Annotated in this window: 21 protein-coding genes; 15 read left to right on the plus strand and 6 right to left on the minus strand. The window is 66.1% G+C overall.

Going from position 1 to position 22,930, the window contains the following annotated elements:
• Positions 1–4 precede the first annotated feature (4 nt).
• Together FFS49_RS16410 and FFS49_RS16415 are read right to left on the minus strand one after the other, a co-directional pair.
• Positions 5–1,489, minus strand: a complete 1,485-nt coding sequence (locus FFS49_RS16410) for a sensor histidine kinase (protein ID WP_039351489.1) — start codon at positions 1,487–1,489, stop codon at positions 5–7.
• A gap of 118 nt (positions 1,490–1,607) precedes the next feature.
• On the minus strand, positions 1,608–2,300 hold the full coding sequence (locus tag FFS49_RS16415; protein ID WP_006401494.1) for a response regulator transcription factor: 693 nt from the start codon (positions 2,298–2,300) through the stop codon (positions 1,608–1,610).
• A 122-nt stretch (positions 2,301–2,422) separates the two neighbouring features.
• Here FFS49_RS16415 and FFS49_RS16420 point away from each other — a divergent pair, with 122 nt between their 5' ends.
• The gene (locus FFS49_RS16420; protein WP_039351485.1) at positions 2,423–2,653 is read left to right on the plus strand and encodes a DUF3717 domain-containing protein; all 231 of its coding nucleotides are present in this window, start codon (positions 2,423–2,425) and stop codon (positions 2,651–2,653) included.
• Positions 2,654–2,745: 92 nt separating this feature from the next.
• On the opposite strand, the gene FFS49_RS16425 is transcribed toward FFS49_RS16420, so the two are convergent.
• Both FFS49_RS16425 and phhA read right to left on the minus strand, forming a co-directional pair.
• Complete coding sequence (locus FFS49_RS16425) at positions 2,746–3,054, minus strand: 4a-hydroxytetrahydrobiopterin dehydratase (RefSeq protein WP_039352208.1); 309 nt, start codon at positions 3,052–3,054, stop codon at positions 2,746–2,748.
• 160 nt (positions 3,055–3,214) lie between these two features.
• Positions 3,215–4,108 carry a phenylalanine 4-monooxygenase gene (gene phhA, locus FFS49_RS16430; RefSeq protein ID WP_219847373.1) on the minus strand — a complete coding sequence of 298 codons (894 nt, stop codon included), beginning with the start codon at positions 4,106–4,108 and terminating at the stop codon, positions 3,215–3,217.
• 138 nt (positions 4,109–4,246) lie between these two features.
• Between phhA and FFS49_RS16435 the strand changes: the two genes are divergently transcribed.
• Complete coding sequence (locus tag FFS49_RS16435) at positions 4,247–4,732, plus strand: Lrp/AsnC family transcriptional regulator (RefSeq protein ID WP_006408082.1); 486 nt, start codon at positions 4,247–4,249, stop codon at positions 4,730–4,732.
• 66 nt (positions 4,733–4,798) lie between these two features.
• On the opposite strand, the gene FFS49_RS16440 is transcribed toward FFS49_RS16435, so the two are convergent.
• Together FFS49_RS16440 and FFS49_RS16445 are read right to left on the minus strand one after the other, a co-directional pair.
• Complete coding sequence (locus FFS49_RS16440) at positions 4,799–5,332, minus strand: class IV adenylate cyclase (RefSeq protein ID WP_039351482.1); 534 nt, start codon at positions 5,330–5,332, stop codon at positions 4,799–4,801.
• A gap of 236 nt (positions 5,333–5,568) precedes the next feature.
• On the minus strand, positions 5,569–6,468 hold the full coding sequence (locus tag FFS49_RS16445; protein WP_105815448.1) for a LysR family transcriptional regulator: 900 nt from the start codon (positions 6,466–6,468) through the stop codon (positions 5,569–5,571).
• 171 nt (positions 6,469–6,639) lie between these two features.
• Here FFS49_RS16445 and FFS49_RS16450 point away from each other — a divergent pair, with 171 nt between their 5' ends.
• The 13 genes from FFS49_RS16450 (at position 6,640) to rsmG (ending at position 22,885) form a co-directional block, all read left to right on the plus strand.
• Complete coding sequence (locus FFS49_RS16450) at positions 6,640–8,325, plus strand: choline dehydrogenase (RefSeq protein ID WP_105815449.1); 1,686 nt, start codon at positions 6,640–6,642, stop codon at positions 8,323–8,325.
• Positions 8,326–8,788: 463 nt separating this feature from the next.
• Positions 8,789–9,568: an ABC transporter ATP-binding protein gene (locus tag FFS49_RS16455; RefSeq protein WP_021160426.1), complete on the plus strand. Its 780-nt coding sequence runs from the start codon at positions 8,789–8,791 to the stop codon at positions 9,566–9,568.
• Positions 9,565–10,320, plus strand: a complete 756-nt coding sequence (locus FFS49_RS16460) for an ABC transporter ATP-binding protein (protein ID WP_039351472.1) — start codon at positions 9,565–9,567, stop codon at positions 10,318–10,320. Before FFS49_RS16455 ends, FFS49_RS16460 begins: the two co-directional genes overlap by 4 nt.
• A 77-nt stretch (positions 10,321–10,397) precedes the next feature.
• Complete coding sequence (locus FFS49_RS16465) at positions 10,398–11,597, plus strand: ABC transporter substrate-binding protein (protein WP_039351470.1); 1,200 nt, start codon at positions 10,398–10,400, stop codon at positions 11,595–11,597.
• 128 nt (positions 11,598–11,725) lie between these two features.
• Positions 11,726–12,610 (plus strand): branched-chain amino acid ABC transporter permease, encoded by an 885-nt coding sequence (locus tag FFS49_RS16470; protein ID WP_011350508.1) that lies wholly within the window; start codon positions 11,726–11,728, stop codon positions 12,608–12,610.
• Positions 12,610–13,584 carry a branched-chain amino acid ABC transporter permease gene (locus FFS49_RS16475; protein ID WP_171026770.1) on the plus strand — a complete coding sequence of 325 codons (975 nt, stop codon included), beginning with the start codon at positions 12,610–12,612 and terminating at the stop codon, positions 13,582–13,584. The genes FFS49_RS16470 and FFS49_RS16475 overlap by 1 nt, the downstream gene beginning before the upstream one ends.
• A 576-nt stretch (positions 13,585–14,160) precedes the next feature.
• Entirely contained in the window at positions 14,161–14,583 is a 423-nt protein-coding gene (locus FFS49_RS41990; RefSeq protein ID WP_171026771.1) for a hypothetical protein, read from the plus strand.
• Between the two features lie 76 nt (positions 14,584–14,659).
• A complete protein-coding gene (locus FFS49_RS16485; RefSeq protein ID WP_039351464.1) occupies positions 14,660–15,817 on the plus strand; it encodes an ABC transporter substrate-binding protein in 1,158 nt (385 codons plus the stop codon).
• Positions 15,818–16,025: 208 nt separating this feature from the next.
• Entirely contained in the window at positions 16,026–17,081 is a 1,056-nt protein-coding gene (locus FFS49_RS16490) for a branched-chain amino acid ABC transporter permease (protein WP_105815451.1), read from the plus strand.
• A gap of 4 nt (positions 17,082–17,085) precedes the next feature.
• Positions 17,086–18,870, plus strand: coding sequence for a branched-chain amino acid ABC transporter ATP-binding protein/permease (locus tag FFS49_RS16495; RefSeq protein WP_105815452.1), 1,785 nt, complete (start codon positions 17,086–17,088; stop codon positions 18,868–18,870).
• The gene (locus FFS49_RS16500; protein ID WP_105815453.1) at positions 18,870–19,625 is read left to right on the plus strand and encodes an ABC transporter ATP-binding protein; all 756 of its coding nucleotides are present in this window, start codon (positions 18,870–18,872) and stop codon (positions 19,623–19,625) included. Before FFS49_RS16495 ends, FFS49_RS16500 begins: the two co-directional genes overlap by 1 nt.
• A 606-nt stretch (positions 19,626–20,231) precedes the next feature.
• Positions 20,232–22,202, plus strand: a complete 1,971-nt coding sequence (gene mnmG / locus FFS49_RS16505) for a tRNA uridine-5-carboxymethylaminomethyl(34) synthesis enzyme MnmG (RefSeq protein ID WP_039351456.1) — start codon at positions 20,232–20,234, stop codon at positions 22,200–22,202.
• Positions 22,199–22,885, plus strand: coding sequence for a 16S rRNA (guanine(527)-N(7))-methyltransferase RsmG (gene rsmG, locus FFS49_RS16510; RefSeq protein ID WP_039351453.1), 687 nt, complete (start codon positions 22,199–22,201; stop codon positions 22,883–22,885). Before mnmG ends, rsmG begins: the two co-directional genes overlap by 4 nt.
• Positions 22,886–22,930: the final 45 nt, after the last annotated feature.

The raw sequence follows: 22,930 nt of genomic DNA on the forward strand, positions 1-22,930 counted from the left end.
TTCCTCAGTGCGTCGACGCGGCGGTCGGTGTTTCGCTGGCCGGCTTCTCGGTGCGCGCGACCAGCGGCACCCGCACCACGAAGCGCGAGCCGCCTTCCGATGCATCCTCGTACGAGACGGTGCCGCCGTGCATCGCGATGATGTCGTGCACGATCGCGAGGCCGAGCCCGGCGCCCGTCTCGACGCCGTTGCCGCTTTGCGCGTCGCCGCGGAAGAAGCGCTTGAACAGGTCGGCCTGCTGGTTGGCGGGCACGCCGGGGCCGTTGTCCTCGACGACGATCTCGGCGGCCGGCTGGCCGTCTTCGAGTGTGCCGCGCGCAACGTTCACCGTGATCCGTGCGCCGTCCGGCCGCGCGAGCGGCACGTACTTCAGCGCATTGTCGAGCAGGTTCGCGATCACCTCGCGCAACAGCACGGGGTTGCCGCGCACGACCAGCTTCTCGTCGTCACCCGGATCGTCGGTGCGCTGGAAGCCGAGGTCGACGTGCGACGCAAGCGCGCGCGGCACCCATTCGGCACCTGTCTCGAACGCCATCGCCGCGAGGTCGACGTCGACGAATCGCGCGGCCTGTTCGCCTGGCTCCGCGCGGGCGAGCGACAGCAACTGGTTGGACAGCCGCACCGCGCGGTCGGCGGCCGCGCGCAGTTCGCGCACCGCGGCGAAGGTCTGGTGCGGGTCGCGCGCCACGGCCGCCTGCTCGGCATGCAGCTTCACGGCCGTGAGCGGCGTGCGCAACTGGTGTGCGGCATCGGCGATGAACTTGCGCTGCGCGTCGAGCGCGGTCTTCAGGCGGCCGAGCAGCGCATTCATCGCGCTCGTCAGCGGCCGGATTTCCAGCGGCACTTCGGTTTCGTCGACCGGTTCCAGGGACGTGTGGGTCTGCCGGTTCAGCGAATCGGCCAGGTGCGTGAGCGGGCCGAGCTGCTGGTTCACGACGCGCCACACGATGCCCCAGCCCGCGAGCAGCAGCAGCAGCAGCGGCATCATGATCGCGACGAGGAATTCGGCCGCGATCCGGTAGCGGTGCCGCACCGGCTGTGCGACCTCGACGACCATCGGCTTGCCGCCCTCGACGTCGTCGACGCGCACCTGCGCAACGCGCACCGCACGGTTGTCGTACTCGGCCTCGAACACGTACGCGTGATGCATGCGGCGCACGTTGATGCCCTGCAGCGGCAGCTTGGGATCGCCGGCGAGTTCCTGTTCGCCGTCGCTGATCCGGTAGATCAGCGCTTCGGCGGGATCGGAGAACATCGCCTGCGCGAGCGGCGGCACCGTGAACGGCGCGTCGGGGCCGGCGATCTGGATCTGTTTGGAGATGGCGGTCGCGAGATCGGCGAGCGAGCGGTCGATCACGTGCTGCGTGTATTGCCACGCGAGCCAGTAGGCGATCAGGCCGCTCATCAGCGCGAGCATCGACAGCGGGGCGGCGAGGCGCCGAAGCAGCGAGCGGCGCAGGCTGGTGGTCACAGCCGGATCAGGAGACATTTCGACGGGCAAATGGATAAGCGCCGCTCACGGGGAGCGGCGCGGTCGTGCGCCGGGCGGCGACGCGAAGCAGCATGTACACGCGGGCGGCACGTGGCCGCCCGGCGTACGGTGCCGCTTAGACGCTCGCCGTCTGGCGGATTTCCTGCAGCAGGTAGCCGAAGCCGCGCACCGTGACGATTTCGACACGGCATTGCTCGAGTTTCTTGCGCACGCGGTGTACGTAGACTTCGATCGCGGTGTCGCCGAGATCGCCGCCGAAGTGCGTGAGGTGATCCTGCAACTGGGCCTTGCTGACCACGCGGCCGTGACGCAGCAGCAGCATCTCGAGCACCGCGAATTCGCGCGGCGACAGTTCGAGCGGCTTGTCGTCGTTGAAGATGCGGCGATCGACGCCCGACAGGCGGACACCGCCAAGCGACACTTCCGGACGCGGCATGTCGCTGTGCGGGCCGCTGCGGCGCATCACCGCGCGGATGCGCGCTTCGAGTTCGGCCGGCTCGAACGGCTTGAGCATGTAGTCGTCGGCGCCGGAGTTCAGGCCCTGGATCCGGTCGTTCAGCTCGTCGCGTGCGGTCAGCACGATGACGGGCGTATGGCGGTTGGTCTGGCGGAAGCGCGTGAGCAGCGTCATCCCGTCGATGCCCGGCAGGCCGAGGTCGAGGATCACGAGTTCGTGGCGGTTCTGTGCCAGCGCCTGTTCGGCAAAGATGCCGTCATGCACCATGTCGACGGTGAAGCCAGCCTGCTCGAGGCTGCTCTGGATACCGCGTGCGATGGGGCGGTCGTCTTCGATCAGAAGGAGTCGCATGAAGTTCGCTCAAGTACAATGGGTTGGCGGTTCAGGCACGCGGACAGCACGACGCCGTTTCCACAGGGGCGCCGCAACACCTGACATCAAGCATGGCGGCCAGCGAACGTTTAAATCCAAACATGTCCGATATTTCGATCAACGACCTAGAAGCCGCGATCAATTTCTGGCGCGCCCGCTCGCCGTCGAGCGGCGACGAACTCAAACTCTGCGAAGAGGCCAGCGCGCTTTCCAAGCCGTATGCGCTGCTGATTGTACAGCGCGAAAGCGCGCTGCAACTGGAAGGATTGGACCCCAAGGCGCGGAATGCGTACGAGACTTACGTGCGCCTTAAGGATGGCTTGGAAAGCTGAAGGCTTTCGCTCACTACATCCTAGAAAACGTTCATCGAAATGAAAAGTTGACGCGCCGCGCATCGAAAGACGCGCGGCGGTAGAGGAAGGCCTCAGGCGGCCGGTTGCGCGTGTGCGCCGGCACGGTCGATGAACAGCGCCAGTTCGATGTCGCGTTCGGTCAGCCCGTCGGCATCGTGGGTCGACAGCGTGACGTCGACACGGTTGTACACGTTGAACCATTCCGGATGGTGGTTCATTTCCTGCGCCTTGATCGCGACGCGCGTCATGAAGCCGAACGCTTCGTTGAAATCGGCGAAGCGCAGGCTGCGCTGGATCGCATCGCGGCCCGGGACGGCCGTCCAGAGCGGCAGGCCTTCGAGCCGGGTCTTGCGTTCTTCTGATGTGAGCTTGTGGATCATCTTGCACCTCTCGGTCGGTAACGGCGCCCGCGCGCGGCTGCGCCGCGCGGCGAAGCCGGCACCGGTCATTGTTTCATAGTTGTGGGACGGCCATCCGGGGACGGGCATCCGGGGGCGCGATCGGGAGGCCGGCAGCGGCGTTCTCCGGCGCCCTCGAACGTCACGCGTCGGCGTCGTCCGGCCAGCCTTCGCCCGTGCCGCGATGCAGCACGCGATCGGTCTCGAGCACCGCACCGGCCGCGAACTCGGGCAGCGCCGCCAGCCGGTCGGCCAGCGCACGGCCGTCGACGTCGGCGAGCGCGAACAGCTGCGCGAAATCGTCGATCACGAAGTAGGTCTTCTGGAACGTATCGATCCGGTACTTCGTGCGCATCACGCGCTCGAGGTCGAAACCGAGCCGGTTCGGCGCCGCGCTTTCGAGGCTGTACAGGCTTTCGCCCTTGCTCGACACGATCCCGGCGCCGTAGATCGACAGCCCGTTCGTGCCGCGCGGGTCGCGGATCAGCCCGAATTCCACCGTATACCAGTAGAGCCGCGCGAGGCGCGCCAGCGCCGCGTCATCGTCGGCGACCGCGAGCGCGGTGCGGCCGTATGCCTGCATGTAGTCGGCGAACACCGGGTCGATCAGCAGCGGCACGTGGCCGAACAGGTCGTGGAAGCAGTCGGGTTCCTGCAGGTAGTCGAGCTGGTCGGGGCGGCGCATCCACCAGGTAACGGGGAAGCGCCGGTTCGCGAGATGCTCGAAGAACACCCGGTCGGGCACGAGGCCCGGCACCGCGACGATCTCCCAGCCCGTCGCCGGTTTCAACTGACGGTTCACGTCGTCGAACGACGGCACGCGGTCGGCCGGCAGGTCGATCTTCCCGAGTCCCGCGACGAACGCGTCGCATGCGCGCCCGCGCAACAGCGCCGACTGGCGTGCATAGAGCTGCTTCCACACCGCATGGTCGACCTGGCCGTAACGTGCAAGCGGCTGGTCGATGGTGAAATCGGCGCGGGTTTCGAGGCCCGCATCGAACTGCTCCTGCAGTTTCGCGGTGACGACGGTGGACATGATCTGGCTCTGCACGTGGCGGTTGGAACCATGCAAGTGTAGAGCGGGCTTCGCGCGGAATGGGCGCAATATTGGCGTTGATTCGGCTGTTAATGCGATAATCGCGCATCAAATCACGAATCAATGCGGAGAATGCTCATGCTGGAACTCGATCACTTCGATCTCGCGCTGCTGGACGTGCTGCAGCGCTTCGGCCGCGCGACGCATCAGCAGCTCGGCGAGGAGGTGCCGCTGTCGCCGTCGCAGATCGGCCGGCGGCTGCAGCGGCTCGAGGCGGCCGGCGTGATCGAAGGCTACCGTGTGATGCTGCGCCCCGAAAAGCTCGGGCTCGGCGTCACCGCGTTCACGAGCCTCAAGCTCAAGCACCACGGCGATTCGATCATCGAGCAGTTCCAGCAGCAGATCGACGTGCTGCCCGAAGTGCTCGAATGCCACGCGGTGGTGGGCGATGCCGACTACCTGCTGCGGATCGTCGCGCCCGACCTGAACGCGTTGTCGCAGTTCGTGATGAAGAAGCTGATGCGCGTGCCGGGCGTCGACAGCGTGCGCTCGAACATCGTGTTGACGACCTTCAAGCGCAACGGTGCGCTGCCGCTCGCGCACCTGGCGCCCGGCGCCGCCTGACGCGGCAACCGCGCGGCGGCAGGGTTGAAGGCGGCGCGGGTTGCGCCGCCTTGGGGCAGGGCCGGATCAGGCCACTTCGTGCGGCGTGTCGGCGTTCAGCAGGTCGACGTACGCGACCGCGACGAGATCGTCCTGCGACACGCCGAGCTTCGCGAACACGTCGTGTGCTTCGGCTTCGCCGCCGGCTTCGTCGTCGTCGGGGCCGAGCACGACTTCCAGCTCGATGAAATCGCCGAGACCGTCGACACGATCGAGGTGGATGCGCGTGCGGCCCGCGAGGTACACGTGCCGTTCCTTCGTCACGATCCCGCGCGTGGTCAGCGCGGTGGCCAGCAGCGCGTGCATCGCATCGGGATTTGTCACCGGGCTGCGCGTGTAGTACGACGCCTTCGGGCCGTCGCGGTCGTCGCGCTGGTAGAAGATCAGTTCGGCCGGCGTGCCGTCCTCGAAGCGGCGCAGCTTCAGCCGGCCGCGCGGCACGTCATAGAAGAAATCCTGCTGGCGATAGAACAGCGGCGCTTCGGTCGCGAGGGTCGCCGCGCGTTCGCGCAGCCGGTCGAATTCGCGGGCGCGGGCTTTGATCTCGATGTTGCGGGCCATGCGGGTCTCCTTCAATCGGGGTCTCGCGGTGTGCGAACGCACAATCTAGCAAAAAGCCCGCGAAGGTGGCGTGACGAGCGGCGGGACGCGGCGACACGACGCGGCCGGGAGGTTCGGCCCCGTGATTGCACGGTTCACGCGCACGCGACGGCCCGCACGGTCGCCGGCTGCCGGCCGGAGACGGGGTTAGGCGTTGACGCCCGGTGCGCGGCCAGCCGACGTGCCATCAGCAGGACTCATATCGCCCACTGCGCTTCGATCAGCCGCAGCGCGGCCGCGATCGCCGGTTCGTCGCGCCGCGCGGCGAGCGTCACGAACGTCAGCTCGGTCGGCACCGTCACGGGTTCGACGATCGTCAGCGCATGCGCGTGCGCTTCGGCCAGCGCGGTCGAGTCGCGCGCGAGCGTCAACCCGATCCCCGATTTGACGAGATCGAGCATCGACTGCTCCTGATCGACCTCGGCAACCTTGAGCGGTTGCGCGCCGGCCTCCGCGAAGCGACGCGACAGCAGCCGGTGGTGCGCGGATGCCGGCGGCGTCCAGATCCACGGTAGCGTGGCAAGCGAGCGCCAGTCGTGTGCGCGCTGCACGCGCTCCTTCCAGCCGGCCGGCGCGAGCACGCGGTACTGGAAATGCGTGAGCGTGACGGTGTGGAACAGCGCACCGTCGAGCGGATCGTCCTCGCCCGGCCGGCCGATGTAGTAGCCGACGTCGAGCGCCTGCGTGCGCACCTGTTCGATCACCCAGCCCGACATCCCGTGGCGCAGTGCCGTCTCGATCTGCGGGTGGGTTTCGACGAGCGCGCGCAGGAAGCCGCCGAGTCGCAGGAAACCCGGATCGAGGATCGTGCCGATCCGCAGCCGGCCGCGCACCTCGTGCCGCAGCGCAGCAGCGGCGCGCTGCACGTCGGCGGCCGCGGCAAGCGCGCGTTCCGCATGCGGCAGCAGCGTCTGGCCGTCGCGTGTGAGCGCGAGGCCGCGCGACGTGCGCGTGAACAACGTGACGCCGAGCGTTTCCTGCAGATGCTTGATCTGCAGGCTGACCGCCGGCTGCGTCAGGTGCAGCTGCACGGCGGCGCGCGTCAGGTTGCCTTCGCGCGCGACCGTCGCGAACGCGCGGAGCAGGGTGAAATCCATCGTCGTGATATGAGCGCAGCTTATAACGCAGTTCAGCATAACTCATTGGATTGGCGGCCGGCGGCCGGAGTACGCTTCATCGGTCGTGGCGCGCGGGGTCGCAAGCGCGGCTCGCGACGCACTATGCTGAAAATGACGCGCGGCGTTGCGCCGCGTGACAGGAGACAAATCGTGACTGCCCAACGCACGCTAGAAGGCGAATTCGATTACGTGATCGTCGGCGCGGGCACCGCGGGCTGCGTGCTCGCGAACCGCCTGACCGAGGATCCCGACATCCGCGTGCTGCTGCTCGAAGCCGGTGGCAAGGACGACTATCACTGGATCCATATCCCGGTCGGCTATCTGTATTGCATCGGCAACCCCCGCACCGACTGGCTGTACAAGACGCAACCCGAAGCCGCGCTCAACGGCCGTGCGCTGTCGTATCCGCGCGGCCGTGTGCTCGGCGGCTGCTCGTCGATCAACGGGATGATCTACATGCGCGGCCAGCGCGAGGATTACGACAGCTGGGCGCAGGAAACCGGCGACGCCGGCTGGTCGTGGGACAGCGTGCTGCCGATCTTCAAGCGCAGCGAGGATCATCATGCGGGCGCGAGCGACGCGCACGGCGCGGGTGGCTACTGGCGTGTCGAGAAGCAGCGGCTGCGCTGGGAGATCCTCGAATCGTTCGCGCAGGCCGCGCAGCAGACAGGCATCCCGGCAACCGACGATTTCAACCGTGGCGACAATTCCGGGGTCGGCTATTTCGAGGTGAACCAGAAGCGCGGCGTGCGGTGGAATACGTCGAAGGCGTTCCTGCGGCCCGCGATGGCGCGCCCGAACCTGACCGTGATCACCGGCGCGCACGCGCAGCGCGTGATCTTCGACGGGCGGCGCGCGGTCGGTGTCGAATACCACGGTGGCGGCACGGATTACGTCGCGCGGGCCCGCGCGGAGGTGCTGCTGACGTCCGGCGCGGTGAATTCGCCGCAGCTGCTCGAACTGTCGGGTATCGGCGATGGCCGGCGGCTGCAGGCGCTCGGCATCGACGTCGTGCAGGATCTGCCGGGCGTCGGCGAAAACCTGCAGGATCACCTGCAATTGCGGATGGCGTTTCGCGTCGAAGGCGTGCGCACGCTCAACACGCTGTCCGCGCACTGGTGGGGCAAGCTGATGATCGGCGCCGAATATGCGCTGCTGCAGCGTGGGCCGATGTCGATGGCGCCGTCGCAGCTCGGCGCGTTCGCGAAATCCGATTCCGAAGATCCCGCGCTCACGCGCCCCGATCTCGAATACCACGTGCAGCCGTTGTCGCTCGAGCGCTTCGGCGAGCCGCTGCACAGCTTCAACGCGTTTACGGCGTCTGTATGCCATCTGCGGCCGACGTCGCGCGGCAGCGTGCATATCGCGAGCGCCGATCCGGGCGCGGCACCCGCGATCGCACCGAACTATCTGTCGACCGACCACGATCGCCGCGTTGCCGCGAACGCGCTGCGCCTCACGCGCCGGATCGCGTCCGCGCCGGCGCTCGCGCGCTATCGTCCCGAGGAAATCCTGCCGGGCCTGCAATACCGGAGCGAAGCGGAGCTGATCGAGGCGGCCGGCGCGGTCGGCACGACGATCTTCCATCCGGTCGGCACGTGCCGGATGGGGCGTGCCGACGATGAGCGCGCGGTGGTCGACAGCCGGCTGCGCGTGCGCGGCGTCGCCGGGCTGCGAATCGTCGATGCATCGGTGATGCCGTTCATTACATCGGGCAACACCAATTCGCCGACGCTGATGATCGCCGAGCGCGCGAGCGACATGATTCGTGCCGATCGCCGCGCGGCGCGCGAAGCGACGCCGGTGCGCACGGAGCCGGCGGTGACGGCCGCGTGACGGCACGCTGACACGCACGACAGCGGGCCGTCATGATGACGCCCGCTGATTCGCTATGCGAAACAAGCTGCTGCCGTTGCAGCGGCGGTGCCGATGGTTTCGAATAACGCCGGTGCGTCCGGCAAGATCCATGCAAGCCGTGCAGCCGCACGGCTTTTTTGTTGCGTGCGTGCGGGGCCGTGCGGATGGTCAACGCACGATGATGCACGTGTCAAAAAAACGGCGTGAAAAACCGTGCACAGCCGCATGCGACATGGCGGCCACCCCTATAAGTGCAAATCCCGATGATTGCACTGCACCAACGGCGAGACAATGTGGCGCAGTGTGCATACGCGTCGGCGCGGGAGACCACCCTCGAGGCGTAACACGGCGCCCGGGGCAGCCCGCTCATCCGCTGACCTGTTTCGCGGACGCTTCTCGCGAATCTTCCCGGTGCATCGCCTGACTTCGTACGGAAGGGAACATGATTCTCGGCGACACGATTCTGGAAACACGCGGACTGACGAAGGAATTCAGGGGTTTCACGGCCGTCAACGGCGTGAACCTGCGTGTGCGTCGGGGTGCGATCCATGCGCTGATCGGACCGAACGGCGCGGGCAAGACGACCTGCTTCAACCTCCTCACCAAATTCCTGACGCCGACGGCCGGCCAGATCGTCTTCAACGGCATCGACATCACCGACGAGCGGCCCGCGCAGGTGGCCCGCCGCGGCATCATCCGCTCGTTCCAGATCTCGGCTGTCTTCCCGCACCTGACCGCGCTGCAGAACGTGCGCATCGGGCTGCAGCGCGCGCTCGGCACCGAATTCCATTTCTGGCGCAGCGAACGCACGCTGAAGCGGCTCGACGACCGCGCGATGGACCTGCTCACGCAGGTCGGCCTCACCGATTTCGCGCAGGTGCCGACCGTCGAGCTCGCATACGGCCGCAAGCGCGCGCTGGAGATCGCGACCACGCTCGCGATGGAGCCCGAACTGATGCTGCTCGACGAGCCCACGCAGGGGATGGGCCACGAGGACGTCGATCGCGTGACCGCGCTGATCAAGAAGGTCGCGAGCGGCCGCACGATCCTGATGGTCGAGCACAACATGAACGTGATCGCGGGTATCTCCGACACGATCACCGTCCTGCAACGCGGCGAGGTGCTGGCCGAAGGCTCGTATGCGGAAGTGTCGAAGAATCCGCTCGTCATCGAGGCCTACATGGGCAGCGCCGACGCGGCGCTCGCGGGGGCGCACGCATGAAGCACAGCGAACGGGAGGAACGCGAATTGAGCGGCGTCGAAAGCGGTACGCCCGCGCTGGAGATCACGGGCCTGGAGGCCTGGTACGGAGAATCCCACATATTGCACGGTGTCGACCTGACGGTGCATCGCGGTGAGGTCGTCACGCTGCTCGGCCGCAACGGCGCGGGCCGCACGACGACGCTGCGCGCGATCATGGGCCTGACGGGCCGCCGCAGCGGGTCGATCAAGGTCGCGGGCAACGAGACGATCGGCCTCGCGACGCACCGCATCGCGCATTACGGCATCGGCTACTGCCCGGAGGAGCGCGGGATCTTCTCGAGCCTGTCGTGCGAGGAGAACCTGATGCTGCCGCCGCTGATCGGGCCGCGCGAGCACGCGATGCCGATCGACGAGATCTACGCGATGTTCCCGAACCTCGCGTCGCGCCGGCAGAGCCAGGGCACGCGGCTGTCCGGCGGCGAGCAGCAGATGCTCGCGGTCGCGCGGATCCTGCGCACCGGCGCGAACCTGCTGCTGCTCGACGAGATTTCCGAAGGCCTCGCACCGGTAATCGTGCAGGCGCTGGCGCGGATGATCGTCGCGCTGAAGGCGCGCGGCTACACGATCGTGATGGTCGAACAGAATTTCCGCTTCGCCGCGCCGCTTGCCGACCGGTTCTACGTGATGGAGCACGGCAGCATCGTCGAACATTTCCAGGCGGCCGAACTGGAAAGCAAGATGCCGACCCTGCACGACCTGCTCGGGGTGTGACGCCGCCCCGTTTGCCTTGCCGCTAGCCGTGGCGGCCCTCGAACAACCACAACGCATCAGAACAACAGGAGACGTCAATGAAAATGAAGACCCTCGCACAGGCCTGCCTCGCGCTCGCGAGCGCCGCGTTCACCGCCGGCGCAGCACATGCGGCGGATACCGTGAAGATCGGCTTCATCACCGACATGTCGGGGCTTTACGCGGATATCGACGGGCAGGGGGGCCTCGAGGCGATCCGCATGGCAGTGGCCGACTTCGGCGGCAAGGTGCTCGGCAAGCCGATCGAGGTTGTTTACGCGGATCACCAGAACAAGGCCGACATCGCCGCGTCGAAGGCGCGCGAATGGATGGACCGCGGCGGCCTCGACCTGCTGGTCGGCGGCACGAACTCGGCCACCGCGCTGTCGATGAACCAGGTCGCGGCCGAGAAGAAGAAGGTCTACATCAACATCGGCGCGGGCGCCGACACGCTGACCAACGAGCAGTGCACGCCGTACACGGTCCACTACGCGTACGACACGATGGCGCTCGCGAAGGGTACCGGTTCGGCGGTGGTGAAGCAGGGCGGCAAGTCGTGGTTCTTCCTGACGGCCGACTACGCGTTCGGCAAGGCGCTCGAGAAGAACACGTCGGACGTCGTGAAGGCGAATGGCGGCCAGGTGCTCGGCGCGGTGCGCCACCCGCTGTCGGCATCGGATTTCTCGTCGTTCCTGCTGCAGGCGCAATCATCGAAGGCGCAGATCCTCGGCCTCGCGAACGCGGGCGGCGACACGATCAACTCGATCAAGGCAGCGAAGGAATTCGGCATCACGAAGACGATGAAGCTCGCCGCGCTGCTGATGTTCATCGACGACGTGCACAGCCTCGGCCTCGAGACGACGCAGGGCCTGGTGCTGACCGACAGCTGGTACTGGAACCGCGATGCGGCGTCGCGCCAGTGGGCGCAGCGCTACTTCGGCAAGATGAAGAAGATGCCGTCGAGCCTGCAGGCGGCCGACTACTCGTCGGTGACGACCTACCTGAAGGCGGTCCAGGCCGCCGGCACGACCGACTCCGACAAGGTGATGGCCGAGCTGAAGAAGATCAAGATCAACGACTTCTACGCGAAGGGCTACATCCGCACGGACGGCAGCATGATCCACGACATGTACCTGATGGAAGTGAAGAAGCCGTCGGAATCGAAGGAGCCGTGGGACTACTACAAGGTGCTCGCGACGATTCCGGGCGAGCAGGCGTTCGGGACCAAGCAGGAAACGCGCTGCGCGTTGTGGAAGTAGGCAGGGCGTAGCGGCGCGCGCGGGCGCGCCGCTCGGTGGCGGCTGCGGCGATGTGCCCGCTGCGCCGCCCGCGCGTGCGACGCTTGAAAGTTGCGCACGCAACGACACTCATTCTGACGGCTAAGTCGATGGAAATCTTTGGCATTCCGTTGCCGGCGATGCTGAGCCAGTTGCTGCTCGGGCTCGTCAACGGCTCGTTCTACGCGATCCTGAGCCTCGGGCTCGCGGTGATCTTCGGGCTGCTCAACGTGATCAACTTCGCGCACGGCGCGCTGTTCATGCTGGGCGCGATGCTCGCGTGGATGGGCCTGTCGTACTTCGGGCTGCCGTACTGGGCGATGCTCGTGATCGCGCCGCTGGTGGTCGGCGCATTCGGGATCCTGATCGAGCGCTCGATGCTGCGCTGGCTGTACAAGCTCGATCACCTGTACGGGCTGCTGCTCACGTTCGGGCTCACGCTGGTCGTCGAAGGCGTGTTCCGGTCGATCTACGGCTCGTCGGGCCAGCCGTACGACGTGCCGTCGCAGCTGTCCGGCGCCACCAACCTCGGCTTCATGTTCCTGCCGAACTACCGCGCGTGGGTCGTCGTCGCATCGCTGGCGGTGTGTCTCGCGACGTGGTTCGTGATCGAGAAGACGCGCCTCGGCGCGTACCTGCGTGCGGGCACCGAGAACCCGAAGCTCGTCGAGGCGTTCGGCGTGAACGTGCCGATGATGATCACGCTCACCTACGGCTTCGGCGTCGCGCTCGCCGCGTTCGCTGGCGTGCTGGCCGCGCCGGTGATCCAGGTCTCGCCGCTGATGGGCCAGCCGATGATCATCACCGTGTTCGCGGTGGTCGTGATCGGCGGGATGGGCTCGATCCTCGGCTCGATCGTCACGGGCCTGCTGCTCGGCGTGATCGAGGGTTTCACGCGCGTGTTCTACCCCGAAGCGTCGGCCACCGTCGTGTTCGTGATCATGGCGATCGTGCTGCTGTTCCGCCCGGCAGGCCTCTTCGGCAAGGAAAAATGATGCAGAGAAAAGTGCTCTACGGCGTGCTGCTCGCCTCACTGCTCGCCGCTCCGTTCATCGGCGCATACCCGGTGTTCGTGATGAAGGTGCTCACGTTCGCGCTGTTCGCGGCCGCGTTCAACCTGCTGATCGGCTATACGGGGCTGCTGTCGTTCGGCCATGCGATGTTCCTCGCGACCGCCGGCTATGCGACCGGTTATTCGATGCAGACGCTCGGTTTCACGCCCGAGCTCGGCGTGCTGGTCGGTACCGTTGCCGCGACTTTGCTCGGGCTCGTCGTCGGGCTGTTCGCGATCCGGCGGCAGGGCATCTACTTCGCGATGATCACGCTCGCGTTCGCGCAGATGGTCTACTTCATCTACCTGCAGGCGCCGTTCACGCATGGCGAGGACGGGCTGCAGGGCGTGCCGCGCGGCCACCTGTTCGGGCTGCTCGACCTGTCGAACGACGTCGCGCTGTACTACGTCGTGCTCGCGGTGGTGGTCGCTGCGTGCGCGTTCATCGTGCGGGTCGTGCATTCGCCGTTCGGCCAGGTGCTCGTCGCGATCAAGGAGAACGAAGCGCGCGCGATCTCGCTCGGTTACGACACCGACCGCTTCAAGCTGCTCGCATTCATCCTGTCGGCGGGCATCGCGGGGCTGGCCGGCTCGCTGAAGGTGCTGGTGCTCGGTTTCGAGACGCTGTCGGACGCGTACTGGACGATGTCGGGCCTCGTCGTGCTGATGACGCTCGTCGGCGGGATGGGCACGCTGTTCGGGCCGCTGCTGGGCGCGGCACTGATCGTCGCACTGGAAGACCGGCTCGGCGACATCGGCGAATGGCTCGCATCGACGACGGGCGTCGCGTGGTTCCATTCGCTCGGCGAATCGGCGACGATCGTCACGGGGCTGATCTTCATCGCGTGCGTGTTGGCGTTCCGGCGCGGCATCGTCGGCGAGATGGTCGCGCGGATCAAGCCGCTCAGGGCGTCCTGAATGTGTGCTGCGCGCGTCACCGGGCGTTGATGCGAAGCACCATCCTGCATGCTCCGGAAGGGCGCAGGAGCGGGCTCGGGCCGGTGCCGTGAGGCAGACTAGTGCCCCATTTCCGTGCGGCGATGCACCATAGGGGTAAATGCTAAGTTGCCGTGGTGCTTAAGCCTCTTTAAGATTCACTCTAGTTCTGATGCACCGCGAAACGAATTTGCAGGTGGAGAACGAGGAGACAATCGAGGCACAAAGTGCCCGGACCCCAAAGCGCTGTTGGACGGAATCCAACAGCGCTTTTTCATTTGCGTGCACGGATTTCCCTCGATGGTGCACCGGCCTGCGCGATCATCCTGTCGTGCGCCTGCATTCGCACCGCCTCTCTTCCGCGCTTCGCGCCGTCCCTTCGTTTTTTCCTGTTCCGGTTGTTCGTTCGCGGACAGCGCGCTGTTGCGCGCATGCCGTCCGGGCTTACCCGGTTGGCGTGCGCGAAACGCGTCCGTTACACTCAGCTTTCGCCGACCGTGCGGTCGGGAAAACGGTCGGCAGTTCTCCTACAAGCAGAATGCAGAGGAGGGAGTACGGTTGGATGAGCAGCGCAGGACGATGGTTCGGGGCAGGAGAGGCGGCGGGTGCCGTTCGTTCGCCGTGGGGAAGGGGGCAGGTCGTCGCGGCTTTCCCGAGCTGTTCCGCGGCCTGTATGCCCGTTCCGGCGCCATCGCAGGTCGTTGCGTTCGCATCCATACCCGCTGCCTCATGAGCCGCCGGCTTCCCGACGTTTCGCCGCTTGTCCATCCGGTCGCATCAGGCCGGATCGGCGTGCGTTCCCGCTATCGTTGCGCGCGCATCGATCTCCCGCCCGATCCTGCATTTCTTCGCCTTCTTCATCACGACGACATTGCTGTTGCGCATCGTGACGGTCGAACGACCGTTGCGGCCGGCATGCGGCGCATGGGTGCGGCATTTCACGGGAAAACGAGCATGGGCGTGGCCGGGCGGGATAATTAAGATATTAACTTGTTTGGGGACCGGGAGCCGCCGAGCGACCCGTGGTTTTTTCGAGCAGCGTTTGGAGACAACGTAAATGAAGATGAATCGATGGATGGAGGCGCTGCTTGCCGCGGGCCTCGTGTGCGCGGCGGCAACGGCGTCGGCGCAGGTGAAGATCGGCGTGACGCTGTCGGCCACCGGGCCGGCCGCATCGCTCGGGATTCCGGAGAAGAACACGATCGCGCTGCTGCCGAAGGAAATCGCCGGCAAGAGCGTGCAGTACATCGTGCTCGACGACGCATCCGACACGAGCCGCGCGGTACAGAACGTGCGCAAGCTGATCGATGAAGATCACGTCGACGCGATCATCGGCTCGTCCGTCACCCCGAACTCGCTCGCAATGCTCGACCCCGTATCGCAGGGCAAGACGCCGACGATCTCGCTCGCGGCGAGCGCCCAGATCATCTCGCCGATGGACGCGAAACGCGCATGGATGTTCAAGGTGCCGCAGAACGACCAGCTGATGGCCGACGCGATCGCCGGCTACATGGCGAAGCACGGCGTGAAGACGGTCGGCTTCATCGGTTTCGCCGATGCGTACGGTGACAGCTGGTACAAGACGTTCGATGCGGCAGCCGCGAAGAACGGGCTGAAGCTGGTGTCGAACGAGCGCTTCAACCGGACCGACGCGTCGGTGATGGGGCAGGTGCTGAAGCTGATGGGCTCGAATCCGGATGCGGTGCTGATCGCCGGTTCGGGCACGCCGGCGGCGCTGCCGGCGAAGACGCTGAAGGAGCGCGGCTACAAGGGCAAGGTGTACCAGACGCACGGCGTCGCGAACAACGACTTCCTGCGCGTGTGCGGCAAGGATTGCGAAGGCGAGATCCTGCCGGCCGGCCCGGTGCTCGTGACCGACCAGCTGCCCGATTCGAACCCGGTGAAGAAGCCGGCGCTCGGCTACAAGGCCGCGTACGAGAAGGCGTACGGCGCGGGTTCGCTGGCGACGTTCGGCGGCCACGCGTGGGATGCGGGGCTGCTGCTGCAGCGTGCGATTCCGGAAGCGCTGAAGAAGGGCCAGCCGGGCACCGAGGCGTTCCGCGAGGCGCTGCGTGCGTCGATCGAGAACGTGAAGGACCTGCCCGTATCGCACGGCGTGATCAACATGACGCCGACCGACCACAACGGCTTCGACACGCGTGCGCGCGTGATGGTGCAGATCGTCGACGGCAAGTGGAAGCTGCAGGCCGAATAAGCGTCACGTGAAACCGGCGTGCGCGGCGCGAACGGCGCCGTGCATGCCGTCGGCAAGGCGCCGGACCCGACCGGCCCGCGACCGTGCCCATGTCGTATGGAACCATCGGGGCTCGCTGCGTGGCGCGCGACGCGCCGATCTTGCGGTGCGTGCGCCCCGGCTGTTCCTGTCTTTCGTTTCTCCGCAGCATTCTCGATACACGAAACGTATGGATCTCTCGATTGCAGCGATCCTCGCGCAAGACGGCATCACGACCGGCGCCATATATGCATTGCTGTCGCTGGCGCTCGTACTGGTGTTTTCCGTCACGCGGGTGATCTTCATTCCCCAGGGCGAATTCGTCGCCTATGGTGCGCTGACGCTTGCCGCGTTGCAGGCGCAGAAATTTCCCGCCACCTGCTGGCTGCTGTTCGTGATGGGCATCGCGTGCTTCCTGCTCGAGGTCGGCGGCCTGATCCGGCATCGCGAACGGCGCCATCAGCTCGGCCGCACGGTCGCGACACTCGGCAGCCGCTACATCCTGCTGCCGCTCGCAGTGTTCGCGATCACGCGCAGCTTCGCCGCGCAGCCGCTGCCGATGCTCGCGCAGATCGCGCTGACGCTCGCGATCGTCGTGCCGATGGGGCCGTTCGTCTACCGGCTCGTCTACCAGCCGATCGCCGAAGGCACGACGCTGCTGCTGCTGATCGTGTCGGTCGCCGTCCACTTCGCGATGGTCGGCCTCGGGCTCGTGATGTTCGGCGCGGAAGGTTCGCGCACCAACGGCTTCTCGGATGCGTCGCTGTCGATCGGCGGCATGACCGTGTCGGTGCAGAGCATCCTGGTCGTCGTGACGGCGCTCGTGCTGATCGGCGCGCTCTACGTGTACTTCGGCCGCACGATCGCCGGCAAGGCGCTGCGCGCGACCTCGGTGAACCGGCTCGGCGCGCGGCTCGTCGGCATCGGCACGACCGAGGCGGGGCGGCTCGCGTTCACGTTCGCGGCGGGGCTCGGTGTGCTGTCCGGGATCCTCGTCGGCCCGCTGACGACGATCTACTACGACTCGGGCTTCCTGATCGGCCTGAAGGGTTTCGTCGGCGCGATCATCGGCGGGCTCGTCAGCTATCCGCTCGCGGCTGCCGGCTCGCTGCTCGTCGGCGTGCTCGAATCGTATTCGTCGTTCTGGGCGAGCGCCTACAAGGAGGTCATCGTGTTCACGCTGATCATTCCGGTGCTGCTGTGGCGGAGCTTCGCGACGCCGCACGCGGAAGAGGAAGAGGAGTGATGCGATGAAGACGATGGTACGCAACAAGACCTTCTGGGTATTTCTCGTGGTGCTGTTCGCGCTGCCGGTACTGCCCGGCGCGCTACAGGTGCCTGAATACTGGATCACGCTGCTGAACTACATCGGCCTCTACGCGATCGTCGCGATCGGGCTCGTGCTGCTCACGGGCGTCGGCGGGATGACGAGCTTCGGGCAGGCCGCGTTCGTCGGCATCGGCGCCTACGCGACCGCGTTCCTGACGACGCGCTATGGCGTGTCGCCGTGGCTCGCGCTGATCGTCGGCGTCGTGCTGACGGCGCTCGTCGCGCTCGTGCTCGGGGCGGTCACGATGCGGCTGTCCGGCCACTTCCTGCCGCTCGGCACGATCGCGTGGGGCCTCGCGCTGTTCTACCTGTTCGGCAATCTCGAACTGCTCGGCAAGTACGACGGGATCAACGGTATTCCGGCGCTGAACCTGTTCGGCATCACGCTCGAAAGCGGCCGCAGCCTGTATTTCCTGATCTGGGCCGTCGTGCTGGCTGCAATCGTGTCAGTGCAGAACCTGCTGAACAGCCGCCCGGGCCGTGCGATCCGTGCGCTGCGCGGCGGCGGCGTGATGGCCGAGGCGATGGGCGTGAACACCGCGTGGATGCGCGTCGTGATCTTCGTCTATGCGGCCGTGCTCGCGGCCGTATCGGGCTTCCTGTACGCGCACCTGCAGCGTGCGGTGAACCCGACGCCGTTCGGGCTGAATCACGGGATCGAGTTCCTGTTCATGGCCGTGGTCGGCGGGGTGTCGCACGTGTGGGGCGCGGTGCTCGGCGCGGCGATCCTGACCGTGCTGCAGGACTACCTGCAGACGCTGCTGCCGAAGCTGCTCGGCTCGGAGGGCAACTTCGAGATCATCGTGTTCGGCGTGTTGATGGTGCTGCTGCTGCAGTACGCGCGCCAGGGCGTGTGGCCGTTCGTCGCCAGGCTGTTCCCGCGCGGGCCGCGTGCGCATGTGCCCGTGCACGCCGATCCGTTGCCGCAACGCGCGAAGCCGGCGGCCGGCGAGCCGCTGCTCGTCGTCGACAACGCGCGCAAGCAGTTCGGCGGGCTCGTGGCCGTCAACGATGTCAGCTTCGACGTGAAAGCGGGGCAGATCATCGGGCTGATCGGCCCGAACGGCGCCGGCAAGTCGACCACGTTCAACCTCGTGACGGGCGTGCTGAAGCCGACGGGCGGCACGATCACGTTCCGTGGCGAGCGCGTCGATGGGCTCACATCGCGCCAGATCGTCCGCCGCGGCATCGGCCGGACGTTCCAGCACGTGAAGCTGTTGCCGGCGATGACGGTGCTCGAGAACGTCGCGATCGGCGCGCACCTTCGTGGCCATACGGGCGTGTGGCGCAGCGTCGCGCGGCTCAATGCCCATGAGGAAGCGCAATTGCTGGCCGAGGCCGCACAGCAGATCCGCCGCGTCGGGCTCGAGAAGCACATGTACGACGAAGCAGGCAGCCTCGCGCTGGGCCAGCAGCGGATTCTCGAAATCGCGCGCGCGCTGTGCTGCGACCCGACACTGCTGCTGCTCGACGAGCCGGCCGCCGGGCTGCGTTACCAGGAGAAGCAGCAACTCGCCGACCTGCTGCGCCGGCTGAAGGCGGAAGGCATGAGCGTGTTGCTCGTGGAACACGACATGGATTTCGTGATGAATCTCACCGACCGGCTGGTGGTGATGGAGTTCGGCACGCGGATCGCGGAAGGGCTGCCGCAGGACGTGCAGCAGGATCCGGCGGTGCTCGAAGCGTATCTGGGCGGGGTGGAGTGATGACGGACACGACGATACCGATTCTCGAAGTGCGCGGGCTGGCGGTCCGGTACGGGAAGGTGGAGGCGCTGCACGGCGCGGCGATCAAGGTCGGTGCGGGGCAGATTGTCAGCGTGATCGGACCGAACGGAGCCGGCAAGTCGACGCTGCTGAACGCGGTCATGGGCGCACTGCCGGTGAACGGGCATGCGTCGGGCGCGGTCGTGTATCGCGGTCACGACGTCGGTGCGTTGCCGGTCGAGCAGCGCGTCGCGCGCGGGATGTGCCTCGTGCCGGAAAAGCGTGAGCTGTTCAGCACGATGACGGTTGAGGACAACCTCGTGCTGGGCGCGTATCGGCGCAAGCTGGCCGGTGAAGCGAACTTCCTCGACCAGCTCGATCACGTGTTCGCGTTGTTTCCTCGGCTGAGGGAGCGACGCAGGCAGGCGGCCGGCACGCTGTCCGGCGGCGAGCGGCAGATGCTCGCGGTTGGCCGCGCGCTGATGGGCAAGCCCGACCTGCTGATGCTCGACGAGCCGAGCCTCGGCCTGGCGCCCCTGATCGTGAAGGAGATCTTCCATATCATCAGCGCGTTGCGCGGGACGGGTGTGGCGACGCTGCTGATCGAGCAGAACGCGCGGGCTGCGCTACAGATCTCCGACTACGGCTATGTGCTGGAGACGGGCGAGTTTGCGCTGGAAGGGCCGGCGGCGGAACTCGCGCAGAATCCGCGCGTGATCGAAACCTACCTCGGGTTGGCGAAGAAAACGGCTTGATCGGTGGCGCGGTTGGCGGGAAATGGGCGGCGTGTTTCACGTGAAACACGCCGCTTTTGTTTTCGGGGCGAGATGTGATGTCGATGCATCGACGGTTAATAACCAGGGGATAAGTACCGGAGGAACCATCAAAAAGCTCTGTGCAGCGGCGGCGGGTCGCGAGATATCCACAGTGCAGATGGCGATCCTGGTTGTCGTTCGGAGTTGATCGGTCGTTCCGCTGGCCGACGATGTACGGCGTCACTGGGGATAAGTGCCCAGCGAATCGACGGAAATTCTGTGCGGAAGGGGGCGGATGGTTTGCACAGGGTATTTCGTCAGGGTGTTGGGGGGGGCGGGGCACAGGCCTCGAACGTGTTGTGTGTTCCACGTGAAATTTCCCGCCAAATGGATCGCTGCACAGGCGCAGCGATGTGCGGAGGGCGGGCCGGAGGCTTCGCAGCCGTGGGCGCTGAACCACAGATTCGTCGGTTCGCCACCAAAAAATCGCCGAAATGCACAGACCCTACCATTCGGACGGCATTCGGGCGAAAAGCGAACCCGCTATAATTCGCCCCATACATTTCTCAGATAGGTTCGTGCGCAGTCCTGCGGACGGAATCCACCATGCTTTTTCCCACAGAATTTGACGTCATCGTCGTCGGTGGCGGTCATGCCGGCACCGAAGCCGCGCTGGCGTCCGCCCGCATGGGCGCAAAGACACTGCTGCTGACCCACAACATCGAAACGCTTGGGCAGATGAGTTGCAATCCGTCGATCGGCGGTATTGGCAAGGGCCATCTGGTCAAGGAAGTCGATGCGCTGGGCGGCGCAATGGCCGCCGCGACGGACGAGAGCGGTATTCAGTTCCGGATCCTCAATTCGTCGAAGGGCCCGGCTGTGCGCGCGACGCGTGCGCAGGCCGATCGCATCCTGTACAAGGCCGCGATCCGTCACCGGCTCGAGAACCAGCCGAATCTCTGGCTGTTCCAGCAGGCCGTCGACGACCTGATGGTCGAAGGCGATCGCGTGGTGGGCGCCGTTACGCAGATCGGCATCCGCTTCCGCGCCCGTGCGGTCGTGCTGACCGCCGGTACGTTCCTCGACGGCAAGATCCACGTCGGCCTGAACAACTACACGGGCGGTCGCGCGGGCGATCCGGCGGCCGTGTCGCTGTCGTCGCGCCTGAAGGAGCTGAAGCTGCCGCAGGGCCGCCTGAAGACCGGTACGCCGCCGCGTATCGATGGCCGCTCGATCGATTTCTCGCAGCTGACCGAACAACCGGGCGATCTCGATCCGATCCCGGTCTTCTCGTTCCTCGGCCGAGCGGAGCAGCATCCGCAGCAGCTGCCGTGCTGGGTGACGCACACGAACGAGCGCACGCACGACATCATTCGTGGCGGTCTCGACCGTTCGCCTATGTATACAGGCGTGATCGAAGGCGTCGGGCCGCGCTATTGCCCGTCGATCGAGGACAAGATTCACCGGTTCGCGTCGAAGGAGTCGCACCAGATCTTCCTGGAGCCGGAAGGGCTGACGACCAACGAGTTCTATCCGAACGGGATCTCGACGAGCCTGCCGTTCGATGTCCAGCTCGAGCTCGTGCATTCGATGCGCGGCCTCGAGAACGCCCATATCCTGCGCCCCGGCTACGCGATCGAGTACGACTACTTCGACCCGCGTGCGCTGAAGGCGTCGCTCGAGACGAAGGCGATCAACGGGCTGTTCTTTGCGGGCCAGATCAATGGGACGACCGGCTATGAAGAAGCGGCCGCGCAGGGTCTGCTGGCCGGCCTCAATGCGGGCCGCTACGTGCAGGAGAAGGACGCCTGGTGCCCGCGCCGTGACCAGGCCTACCTTGGCGTGCTGGTCGACGATCTCGTGACGCGTGGCGTGGCCGAGCCATACCGGATGTTCACGAGCCGCGCCGAGTATCGCCTGAGCCTGCGTGAAGACAATGCCGACATGCGCCTGACCGAGATCGGCCGCGAACTGGGGCTCGTCGACGACGCGCGCTGGGACGCATTCAGCCGGAAGCGCGACGCTGTTTCACGTGAAACCGAACGCCTGAAGTCGACGTGGGTCACGCCGAAGACGTTGCCGGCGGAAGAGGCGACCGCGCTCCTCGGCAAGGCGATCGACCACGAATACAGCCTCGCCGAGTTGCTGCGCCGCCCGGGGATCAGCTACGACGGCGTGTGTGGACTGAAGGGCGGCGAATGCGGCCCTGCTGAGCCGCTGGCCGACGATCCGGTGATGCTCGAGCAGATCAAGGAGCAGGTCGAGATCGGCATCAAGTATCAGGGCTATATCGAGCGCCAGGCCTCCGAGATCGAACGCAACGACGCGAACGAGAACACGCGCCTGCCGGACGGTATCGATTACCGCGAAGTCCGCGGCCTGTCGTTCGAGGTGAGCCAGAAGCTCAACGAGTTCCGGCCGGAAACGATCGGGCAGGCGTCGCGCATCTCGGGCGTCACGCCGGCAGCGATCTCGCTGCTGATGGTGCACCTGAAGCGCCGCGGCCTGGGGCGCCGTAATGGCACTGCCATAGAGGCAACGGAGCAGGGGGACGGCGCCGTCCCGACGCAACAATGACGGCGCGTCGCGCGCCGGCGGTTAATCGGGACGTACTGGAACAGATGCTCGTCGAAGGCACGACGGCGCTCGACCTCGCATTGACGGATGCACAGCGCAACCAGCTGCTCGACTATGTCGCGCTGCTCGGCAAGTGGAACGCGGTCTACAACCTGACCGCGATCCGCGACCCGAAGCAGATGCTGATCCAGCACATTCTCGATTCGCTCTCCATCGTCCCGCATCTGCGTGGCCCTGCATCGGCCCGCGTGCTCGACGTTGGCTCGGGCGGCGGGTTGCCGGGTATCGTGCTGGCGATCGTCGAGCCCGACTGGTTGATCACGCTGAACGATATCGTGCATAAGAAGTCTGCATTCCAGACTCAGATGCGTGCGGAGCTGAAGCTCGCGAACCTGTCGGTGGTCACCGGTCGGGTCGAATCGCTTCAGCCGGGCGTCGAAGTGCCGGAAAAATTCGACATGATCGTATCCCGCGCTTTCGCGGATCTATCCGACTTCGTTAAACTTGCTCGACATCTGGTCGCGCCGGGCGGATCGATCTGGGCGATGAAGGGCGTCCATCCGGACGACGAGATTGCGCGATTGCCGGAAGGCAGCCGCGTGAAGCAGACGATACGGCTGGCGGTTCCGATGCTCGATGCCGAACGGCATCTGATCGAAGTGGCCGTCGACGAAGCGAATTGAAGGGCCGGCGCGCAGTAGCGCGCCGTTTGTTTGAAGGTAAAGGGA

The sequence above is a fragment of the Burkholderia sp. 4NA327C6 genome, assembly GCF_005502655.1.
Classification (GTDB): domain Bacteria; phylum Pseudomonadota; class Gammaproteobacteria; order Burkholderiales; family Burkholderiaceae; genus Burkholderia; species Burkholderia contaminans.

What these genes read in the sequence shown, in the direction of transcription:
- FFS49_RS16415 (WP_006401494.1), bottom strand. Translation starts at nt 2,300, where the DNA reads ATGCGACTCCTTCTGATCGAAGACGACCGCCCCATCGCACGCGGTATC.
- rsmG (WP_039351453.1), top strand. Translation starts at nt 22,199, where the DNA reads ATGACGGCGCGTCGCGCGCCGGCGGTTAATCGGGACGTACTGGAACAG.
- phhA (WP_219847373.1), bottom strand. Translation starts at nt 4,108, where the DNA reads ATGTCCACCGTCGTCACCGCGAAACTGCAGGAGCAGTTCGATGCGGGC.
- FFS49_RS16465 (WP_039351470.1), top strand. Translation starts at nt 10,398, where the DNA reads ATGAAAATGAAGACCCTCGCACAGGCCTGCCTCGCGCTCGCGAGCGCC.
- FFS49_RS16460 (WP_039351472.1), top strand. Translation starts at nt 9,565, where the DNA reads ATGAAGCACAGCGAACGGGAGGAACGCGAATTGAGCGGCGTCGAAAGC.
- FFS49_RS16500 (WP_105815453.1), top strand. Translation starts at nt 18,870, where the DNA reads ATGACGGACACGACGATACCGATTCTCGAAGTGCGCGGGCTGGCGGTC.
- FFS49_RS16445 (WP_105815448.1), bottom strand. Translation starts at nt 6,468, where the DNA reads ATGGATTTCACCCTGCTCCGCGCGTTCGCGACGGTCGCGCGCGAAGGC.
- FFS49_RS16410 (WP_039351489.1), bottom strand. Translation starts at nt 1,489, where the DNA reads ATGTCTCCTGATCCGGCTGTGACCACCAGCCTGCGCCGCTCGCTGCTT.
- FFS49_RS16490 (WP_105815451.1), top strand. Translation starts at nt 16,026, where the DNA reads ATGGATCTCTCGATTGCAGCGATCCTCGCGCAAGACGGCATCACGACC.
- FFS49_RS16435 (WP_006408082.1), top strand. Translation starts at nt 4,247, where the DNA reads ATGCTGGAACTCGATCACTTCGATCTCGCGCTGCTGGACGTGCTGCAG.
- FFS49_RS16470 (WP_011350508.1), top strand. Translation starts at nt 11,726, where the DNA reads ATGGAAATCTTTGGCATTCCGTTGCCGGCGATGCTGAGCCAGTTGCTG.
- FFS49_RS16455 (WP_021160426.1), top strand. Translation starts at nt 8,789, where the DNA reads ATGATTCTCGGCGACACGATTCTGGAAACACGCGGACTGACGAAGGAA.
- mnmG (WP_039351456.1), top strand. Translation starts at nt 20,232, where the DNA reads ATGCTTTTTCCCACAGAATTTGACGTCATCGTCGTCGGTGGCGGTCAT.
- FFS49_RS16475 (WP_171026770.1), top strand. Translation starts at nt 12,610, where the DNA reads ATGCAGAGAAAAGTGCTCTACGGCGTGCTGCTCGCCTCACTGCTCGCC.
- FFS49_RS16425 (WP_039352208.1), bottom strand. Translation starts at nt 3,054, where the DNA reads ATGATCCACAAGCTCACATCAGAAGAACGCAAGACCCGGCTCGAAGGC.
- FFS49_RS16440 (WP_039351482.1), bottom strand. Translation starts at nt 5,332, where the DNA reads ATGGCCCGCAACATCGAGATCAAAGCCCGCGCCCGCGAATTCGACCGG.
- FFS49_RS16420 (WP_039351485.1), top strand. Translation starts at nt 2,423, where the DNA reads ATGTCCGATATTTCGATCAACGACCTAGAAGCCGCGATCAATTTCTGG.
- FFS49_RS16495 (WP_105815452.1), top strand. Translation starts at nt 17,086, where the DNA reads ATGAAGACGATGGTACGCAACAAGACCTTCTGGGTATTTCTCGTGGTG.
- FFS49_RS16485 (WP_039351464.1), top strand. Translation starts at nt 14,660, where the DNA reads ATGAAGATGAATCGATGGATGGAGGCGCTGCTTGCCGCGGGCCTCGTG.